At 68.4% G+C, this 8149-nt stretch carries 6 protein-coding genes; 3 read left to right on the forward strand and 3 right to left on the reverse strand.

What is annotated here, in order from left to right; genetic code table 11:
• Positions 1-595: 595 nt before the first annotated feature.
• Positions 596-1531, reverse strand: coding sequence for an isopenicillin N synthase family oxygenase (locus IAE41_RS20990; RefSeq protein WP_200734430.1), 936 nt, complete (start codon positions 1529-1531; stop codon positions 596-598).
• Positions 1532-1728: 197 nt separating this feature from the next.
• Here IAE41_RS20990 and IAE41_RS20995 point away from each other — a divergent pair, with 197 nt between their 5' ends.
• The 3 genes from IAE41_RS20995 to IAE41_RS21005 are packed head-to-tail and all read left to right on the forward strand — an operon-like array spanning position 1729 to position 5627.
• Positions 1729-3612, forward strand: a complete 1884-nt coding sequence (locus IAE41_RS20995; RefSeq protein WP_200734431.1) for a sulfatase-like hydrolase/transferase — start codon at positions 1729-1731, stop codon at positions 3610-3612.
• A 19-nt stretch (positions 3613-3631) separates the two neighbouring features.
• Positions 3632-4777 (forward strand): glycosyltransferase family 4 protein, encoded by a 1146-nt coding sequence (locus tag IAE41_RS21000; protein ID WP_200734432.1) that lies wholly within the window; start codon positions 3632-3634, stop codon positions 4775-4777.
• Positions 4770-5627: a polysaccharide deacetylase family protein gene (locus IAE41_RS21005; protein WP_200734433.1), complete on the forward strand. Its 858-nt coding sequence runs from the start codon at positions 4770-4772 to the stop codon at positions 5625-5627. The genes IAE41_RS21000 and IAE41_RS21005 overlap by 8 nt, the downstream gene beginning before the upstream one ends.
• A gap of 78 nt (positions 5628-5705) precedes the next feature.
• Here the strand turns inward: IAE41_RS21005 and glmM are convergent, their stop codons facing one another.
• Together glmM and accD are read right to left on the reverse strand one after the other, a co-directional pair.
• Positions 5706-7070 carry a phosphoglucosamine mutase gene (gene glmM / locus IAE41_RS21010; protein WP_079222620.1) on the reverse strand — a complete coding sequence of 455 codons (1365 nt, stop codon included), beginning with the start codon at positions 7068-7070 and terminating at the stop codon, positions 5706-5708.
• Positions 7070-7951, reverse strand: a complete 882-nt coding sequence (gene accD / locus IAE41_RS21015; protein ID WP_079222621.1) for an acetyl-CoA carboxylase, carboxyltransferase subunit beta — start codon at positions 7949-7951, stop codon at positions 7070-7072. Before accD ends, glmM begins: the two co-directional genes overlap by 1 nt.
• Between the last annotated feature and the right edge of the window lie 198 nt (positions 7952-8149).

The raw sequence follows: 8149 nt of genomic DNA on the forward strand, positions 1-8149 counted from the left end.
GCTTGCGAAGCAGTGCTTCGCAAGCAAAGCGCCCTCACCCATGGGGGCTCGTAGGCGCCATCCATGGCGCCTGCGGTCCCGCGCCCCTGCCCCGCCCGGCCTCTGACACATTCCGGCGGTTCCCCCGCCACGGAAAGAAAAAAGAAGAGCAAGAGCAAGGGCAAGAGCAGAAGCAGCATTCCGGGTGGCTGCCGTGTTGGACCAGCCCCCTACCCCACTTCGATCTGACAGATCTCATCCACGCATGGCGTGGATCTACCGTGTCGACCAAGGTCGACACCTGCCAGGAGCCGCCGGTACCAGCCGCCGCGGGAAAGTGTCGGGGGTGGGGCGGTGTGGGTTGGCAGGACCGTTGGCGCCATGGATGGCGCCATCGAGCCCCCATGGACGGGTTTACGGCGTGTCCTGCCAACCCACACCGCCCCGCCCAACCCGCAGAAACCCAGAGCCGCTTTGGCTTTGGCTTTGGCTGTTGCTCTGGCTTTGGCGTCTGCAGGTGCAGGGCGCAGCCCTGCCGAACACCCCTCCGCTGCGCTCGCCGGGCACGGCCCGGCGCTACCCGTAATGAAAAAGCCGCCTTTCGGCGGCTTTCTCATTACTTCAGCTTGATCTCGCGCAGGCGTTCCTCGAGGAAGCCGTGGGCGGTGATCGGCTCCGGGTACCGGCTCGGGTTCTCCGGGGTGATGCACGACGGCAGCACGTCGATCAGGAAGTCCGGGTTCGGGTGCAGGAAGAACGGCACCGAGTAGCGCGGCTGGCGGGCCAGCTCACCCGGGGGGTTGACCACGCGATGGATGGTCGACGGGTACACGTGGTTGGTCAGGCGCTGCAGCATGTCGCCGATGTTGACCACGATGGTGTCCGCGTCGGACGTGAACGGTACCCACTCGCCCTCATGCGACTGCACTTCCAGGCCTGCGGCGCTGGCGCCGACCAGCAGGGTGATGAAGTTGATGTCGCCATGGGCACCGGCACGCACGTTCGGAATGTCGTCGGTGGTGATCGGCGGGTAGTGGATAGGGCGCAGGATCGAATTGCCGAAGTTGGTCTTGTCGGCGAAGAAGTCTTCCGGCAGGCCGATGTGCAGGGCCAGTGCCGACAGGACGCGCGAGCCCAGGTTGTCCAGCGCCTGGTACAGGCCGTAGCCGCGCTCGCGGAAGCCCTCGACCTCGCTCGGCCACAGGTTCGGCGCCATCACGTCACGGTACTTGGAGTCGTCGGCGATCTCGCGGCCGATGTGCCAGAACTCCTTCAGGTCGAAGTGCTTGGAGCCCTTGGCGGTTTCCACGCCGAACGGGGTGTAGCCGCGGGCGCCGCCGCTGCCGGCCACGTGGTACTGGCGCTTGACCTCGTCCGGCAGGGCGAAGAAGGCCTTGAACACGTCGTAGGCCGCGTCGATGTCGGCCTGCGGGATGCCGTGGTTGCGGATGCCCGCGAATCCCCATTGGCGGTAGGCCGCGCCCAGCTCGGCCACGAAGGCCTCGCGGTCGCTGTCAAAACGGGTGATGTCGAGGGTCGGGATCTGGCTCACAGCGGTTCCTGGCTTGTCGTTGGGTCAATGGGCCGGCAGCTGTCTGCCGGCCAGCCTGAACATTGTGACAGATCGGCCGAAGTACGCCATCGATACATTGAAACAAACCGATACAATGCGCCACCCGCGCGAGCAGGCGGCCCCTCCCGGCGCCCATGCAGCACGTCCCCTGCCCCCTGCCCGCCCGCTCCTGCACCATGTCCGCCGCCTCGCCCGATTCCGCCCCTGCCCCGCTTTCCGCACCTGACCGCCGCTGGCGCCGGCTGGCGTGGTGGTCGTTGTTCGTCGCCGCCAACGCAGCGCTGGCCCTGTTGATCACGCTGGGCAACGTGCCGCTGCGCGACAACCCCGGCGGCGGTCTCGGCCTGGCCTACCTGGCGGTCGCCCTGCCCGGCCACCTGCTGGCGCTGGGCGCGCTGGCCGGTGCGCTGCCTCTGGCGATCGGCCTGTGGCCGCGCAGCGCGCGCCCGCTGACGCTTTCAGCCATCGCACTGCAGGGGCTGTGGCTGTGCCTGCTGCTGGTCGACGCCAAGGTGTTCGCCCTGTACCGGTTCCATCTCAATGCGATGGTCGCCAACATGGTGTTTGGCGGCGCGCTGCAGGACCAGGTCAGCCTGTCGTGGGAGACCTGGCTGCAGGTGGCCGGCCTGGTGGCGGCCCTCTTTGCTGCCCAGGCGCTGCTGGCCTGGGCCTGCTGGAAGCTGCTCTCGCCGGCGCCGCACCAGCACCGCGTGCTGCAGGCCTGGACCGCCGTTGCCCTGCTGATGGGCGGCGGCCAGGTCGCCACCGCCTACTACGATGCGCTGGGCGAGCGCGCGGTGATCAGCCAGTGGAACTACCTGCCCTGGGCGCAGCCGATCACCGCCAAGAGTTTCATGCGTCGGCTGGGCGTACACAGCCAGCAGCAGGCCGGCCTGCCCGATCCGCGCCACGCCCAGCTGCAGTATCCGCTGCAGCCGCTGCGTTGCCAGAGCCACCGCCGGCCCAACGTGCTGATGGTGGTGCTGGAATCGCTGCGGCACGACGCGCTGACCCCGCAGTACATGCCCCACACCGCGGCGCTGGCCGGCTCGGCCCGCGTCTACGACCACCACCTCAGCACCGGCAACGCCACCCGTTACGGTCTGTTCGGCCTGTTGTACGGCCTGCCGGGTGGCTACTGGCCGAGCATGCTGGACGAGCAGCGCGGCTCGCAGCTGTTCAAGGTGCTGCAGCAGCAGGGCTACGACCTGCATCTGTACGGCAGTGCACCGCTGTACAGCCCCGAGTTCGACCGCACCGCATTCGCCGATGTGCGTGACCAGCTGCACCAGGGCCCGACCGGGCTGGATCCGTCCGCGCGCGACCAGAGCATCGTCGCGTCCCTGCAGCAGGACATCACCCGCAGCCAGGCCGCGCAGCGCCCCTGGTTCGGTTTCGTCTTCCTCGATTCCACCCACGCGCCGTACCACATGCCGGCCGGCTATCCGCCGGTGGCCACGCCGATGGCCGCCGATATCGACTTCCTCAAATTCGGCCCGGACCATGATCCGGCGCCGGAGTTGAACCGTTATCACACGGCCGTGCACTACGCCGACAGCCTGGTCGGCCAGCTGCTCGACCAGCTGCGCGCACAGGGCCTGGAGCAGGACACCATCGTGCTGGTGACCGGCGACCACGCCGAAGAATTCAACGACCTCGGCCTGAACTACTGGGGCCACAACGGCAACTTCTCCAACCACCAGGTGCAGGTGCCGTTCGTGCTGCGCTGGCCGGGCGAAGCCAGCGGCCACGACGCGCGCACCAGCTCCCACGAGGATTGGGTGCCGACGCTGATGCGGCACGCACTGGGCTGCGAGAACGCGCTGGGTGATTTCAGTACCGGCCAGGATCTGCTGGCCGTGCCGCAGGGCCAGCGCTCGCTGGTGGTGGAGAGCTGGTCGCAGCGCGCGGTACGCCACGGCGAGGTGATCTACGTGTTCGACAAGTTCGGCAACGCCACCGCAGTGGACCAGGACTACCTGCCCCTACCGCAGCAGGCGCCGGACCCGGCCGCACTGCGCACCGCATGGGACGCGCTCACGCGCTTCCGCAACCGTTGAAATCCAGGACAGATTCACGATGAACCGCCCGTTGCGCATCCTCCACACCGAAGCCGCCAAGGGAATGGGTGGCCAGGAGATCTACATTCTTCGCCACATGCAGGTGATGCGTGCGCGCGGCCACGAGGTTGCGCTGCTGTGCCAGCCCGACGCGCGGCTCGGTACGCTGGCCCGCGATGATGGCTTCACCGTGCACACCCTGCGCATGGGTGGCATGGCCCGCCTGATGCGCGGCATCTGGTCGGTCTCGCGCCTGGTACGCCGCGAGCGCTACGACGTGGTCAACACCACCAGCCGGCGCGACACGCTGATCGCCGCTGCGGGCGCACGCCTGGGCGGAACGCCGCTGGTGGTGCGCTCGCGCCACCTGATGAGCCCGGTCAACTCGCTGCTGACCTATACCGGGCTGCCGCACCGGGTCATCACCGTGAGCCTGTTCGTCAAGCAGCTGCTGGCCGAGCGTGGCATCGCCGGCGGGAGCATCGGGATCGTGCCGCCCATCGCGGTACCGCCGCGCTGGACCGACATGCGCAAGGAAGACCCATGGCAGTGCCTGCAGGACGTGCGCGCCGAGGTCCGTGCCGAACTCGGCTTCAGCGACGAGGACATCGTGGTCGGGTGCGTGGCCGTGCTGCGCGAGCCGAAGGGCCATGCCGACCTGCTGCGCGCGATCGCGCCGCTGTGCAAGGCCAACCCGCGACTGCACCTGGTGGTGGTCGGCAATGGCGAGGCGGTCATGCAGCGCCTGCTGGCGATGCGCGAAGAACATGGCCTGCAGCAGCAGGTACACCTGCTCGGCTACCGTGACAGCGCCTGCCGCCTGATGACCGGCTTTGACATCTTCGCCCTCGCCTCGCACAAGGAGGCCGCCGGCACGGTGTTCCTGGAGGCCGCCTACGTGGCCGTGCCGATCGTGGCCACGCGGGTGGGCGGCGTGCCTGAAATGGTGCTGGAGGGCAGCAATGCGATCCTCACCCGGCTGGGCGACAATGGCGCGCTGACCGCTGCGCTGCGCCTGCTGGTGGACGATCCGCAGCGGCGGCAGCTGATGGGCCGTGCAGGCTGGGACTGGATGCGCAGTGCGCACGACTTCAGCCCGGCCGGGCATGGCGAAACCACCGAATCCTATTACCACCAGTGGCTGAAGGAGCTGGGACATGGCTGATGCGCGAACTGTTCCGGTGCTGATGCACCACCACGTCAGCCCCTCGCCGGGGATGATCACCGTCTCGCCGGAAAACTTCGAGAGCCAGATCGCCTGGCTGGCCGACAACGGCTGGACGTCGCTGACCCTGGACCAGTACGCCGGCTTCCTGGCCGGCAAGCCGGTGCCGCGCCGGTCCATCGTCATCACCTTCGATGATGGTTACCTGGACAACTGGGTGTACGCGCACCCGATCCTGCAGAAGTACGGCATGCATGCGGTGGTGTTCGTGGTGACCGGCTGGATGGGCGAAGGCGACGTACGCCCGCATGCCGGCATCGCCGGGGCCACGCTGCCGGCGACGCCGGACCACCGTGGCTGCGAAGCGGCGATCTTCGAGGACGACCGCAGCGATGCGGTGATGATGCGCTGGAGCGAAGCGCGCGCAGCCATCGAGGCCGGCACCTTCGAAGTGCACTGCCATACCCACACCCACACCCGCTGGCTGCGCCGTGATGACCTGGACCGCGCACAGCGCCGTGCCGGCATCAGCCAGGACCTGGCGATCTCGCGGCAGGTGCTGCAGGACAAGCTGGGCGAAGTGTCCGACACCCTGTGCTGGCCCTACGGCGATTTCGACCAGGATCATGTCGAGGTGGCCCGCGAGCACGGCTTCCGTTACCTGCACACCACCCATCCGTTCGGCCGCAACGTGGTCGGCGGCGATCCGGAGCGGATCTACCGCTTCGCGATCCGCAACCGCCCGGCCAGCTGGCTGCGCAAGCGCATCGCGCAGAGCTACAACCCGCTGATCGCGCCGTTCTTCAACGGCTTCAAGGCGCGCCAGAAGAAGATGGTGCCGGGGCCCTGATCACGCACCCCGCGCTGCGGAAAACAAAAACGCCCCGGTCTCCCGGGGCGTTTTCCGTCTGGGCCCAGCGCAGCGGCCTCAGGCGGAGGCTGCCGCCTTCACTGCGGCCGACAGGCGATCCAGCGTGTCCTGCATCAGCACGGCCTCGTCGGCTTCGACAGTGACGCGCACCACCGGCTCGGTGCCGGACGGACGCAGGAACGCGCGACCGCGCCCCGCCACTGCCTGCTGTGCTTCGGCCAGCGCCGACTGCACGCTGTCCGCCTGCACGGTGGTCTTTGCCGAGACATCACCCAGGCGCACGTTGACGGTCTTCTGCGGCACCTTGGCCAGCGGCTGCAGGGCCTGGCGCAGGGTCTGGCCACTGCGGCGCAGCGCCACCAGTACCTGCAGGGCGCTGACGATGCCGTCGCCGGTGGTTGCGCGATCCAGGCACAGCAGGTGGCCGGAGGCTTCGCCGCCGAGCACGCCGCCGCCTTCCACCAGCGCCTGGTGCACGTAACGATCACCCACGTTGCTGCGCACGAACGGGATCTGCAGTTCGCCCAGGGCCTTTTCCAGGCCGAAGTTGCTCATCAGCGTGCCGACCACCGGACCGCGCAGGCGGCCGTCGGCCTGCCACGCACGGGCCAGGATGTAGAGCAGGTCGTCGCCGTCAACCGGGTTGCCCTGGTCGTCGGCCATCAGCACGCGGTCGCCGTCGCCATCGAAGGCAATGCCCAGGTCCGCGCCGGTCTGGCGCACCTTGGCCGCCAGGTTGTCGATGTGGGTCGAACCCACGCCGTCGTTGATGTTGACGCCGTTGGGTTCGGCACCGATGCCGATCACGTCGGCACCCAGCTCACGGAACAGCAGCGGCGCGATCTGGTAGGTCGCACCGTGGGCGCAGTCCAGCACCAGGCGCACGCCACGCAGGTCGAAGGTGCGCGGCACGCTGGCCTTGCAGAACTCGATGTAGCGGCCGACCGCTTCGCGCGCACGCGCCGCCTTGCCCAGCTTTTCCGACTCGGCCGTGGTGAACGGCACGTCCAGCGCTGCTTCCAGCGCCAGCTCGGTGGCGTCATCAAGCTTCTCGCCCTGGGCGGAGAAGAACTTGATGCCGTTGTCGTAGTGCGGGTTGTGCGAGGCACTGATGACCACGCCGGCATCCACGCCCAGGGTGCGGGTGAGGAAGGCCACCGCCGGGGTCGGCATCGGCCCCAGCAGCTGCACGTCGGCACCGGCGGCCACCAGGCCGGCTTCCAGTGCGGCTTCGAACATGTAGCCGGAAATGCGCGTGTCCTTGCCGATCACCACGATCGGGCGGCGCCCGTCGTGGCCGCGCTGGTCGACCAGCACGCGACCCAGCGCATTGCCCAGGCGCATCACGAAGTCGGCCGAGATCGGGCTCTGCCCGACGCGGCCGCGGATGCCGTCAGTACCGAAGTACCTGCGGCCTGCCATTACGCAGCCTCCGGCGCCGGCGCCGGCTGGCGGCCGAGCATGGCCAGCAGGTCGGACAGGCGATCTCGCATTTCACGGCGGTCGCAGATCTGGTCGATGGCACCGTGTTCCAGCAGGAACTCGGAGCGCTGGAAGCCTTCAGGCAGCTTCTCGCGCACGGTCTGCTCGATCACGCGCGGGCCGGCGAAGCCGATCAGCGCCTGCGGCTCGGCGATGTTGATGTCGCCCAGCATGGCGAAGGAGGCCGACACGCCACCGGTGGTCGGGTGGGTCAGCACCGAGATGTACGGCAGGCCGGCTTCACGCAGCTTGCCCAGCGCAGCGGAGGTCTTGGCCATCTGCATCAGCGAGAACAGGCCTTCCTGCATGCGCGCGCCGCCGCTGGCGGAGAAGCACACGTAGGGGGCACCGATCTCGACCGCCGTTTCAGCGGCCAGGGCGAAGCGCTCGCCGACCACCGAACCCATCGAACCGCCCATGAAGGCGAAATCGAAGGACGACGCCACCAGCGGACGGCCCTTGAGCAGGCCGCGCATGGCGATCAGCGCGTCGTACTCGCCGGTGTTCTTCTGCGCGATCTTGATGCGCTCGCTGTACTTCTTCTGGTCCTTGAACTTGAGCAGGTCCGTCGGGCCCAGGCGCGCACCGATCTCGGTAGTGCTGTCAGCGTCGAACAGGGCCGCCAGGCGCGCGCGGGCGCGGATCGCCATGTGGTGACCGCACTTCGGGCAGACCTCCAGGTTCTCTTCCAGCTCGGGGCGGTACAGCGCGCTGCCGCAGCTGCTGCACTTTTCCCACAGGCCCTCGGGGACGCTGCGCTTCTTGCTGGGGGTGTTGTCGGTGCGGATGCCGGACGGCATCAACTTGCTGAGCCAACTCATGCGGGAGGACACTTCCGTTCAGGGCGGCCCGAGGGCCGCAAAGGCGGACAGTCTAGCTCCGCTGCCCCCGCCCGTGCACCCCTTGCGGGGCACGGGCCGGCAGGAAAAAACCATGCTGGGACGTACGTTTAGCGCCGGTAGCGCCGCGCCATGCCCGGCGTTGGTAGTGGCGGCCGCTGGCCGGCATGCCATGCAAGA

Source organism: Stenotrophomonas sp. S39 (assembly GCF_016624665.1).
In the GTDB taxonomy this organism is placed as follows: Bacteria; Pseudomonadota; Gammaproteobacteria; order Xanthomonadales; family Xanthomonadaceae; genus Stenotrophomonas.

Bases quoted from the DNA above. Each gene is read 5' to 3' on its own strand.
- IAE41_RS20995 (WP_200734431.1), top strand. From the start codon at position 1,729: ATGTCCGCCGCCTCGCCCGATTCCGCCCCTGCCCCGCTTTCCGCACCT.
- IAE41_RS21000 (WP_200734432.1), top strand. From the start codon at position 3,632: ATGAACCGCCCGTTGCGCATCCTCCACACCGAAGCCGCCAAGGGAATG.
- IAE41_RS21005 (WP_200734433.1), top strand. From the start codon at position 4,770: ATGGCTGATGCGCGAACTGTTCCGGTGCTGATGCACCACCACGTCAGC.
- glmM (WP_079222620.1), bottom strand. From the start codon at position 7,070: ATGGCAGGCCGCAGGTACTTCGGTACTGACGGCATCCGCGGCCGCGTC.
- accD (WP_079222621.1), bottom strand. From the start codon at position 7,951: ATGAGTTGGCTCAGCAAGTTGATGCCGTCCGGCATCCGCACCGACAAC.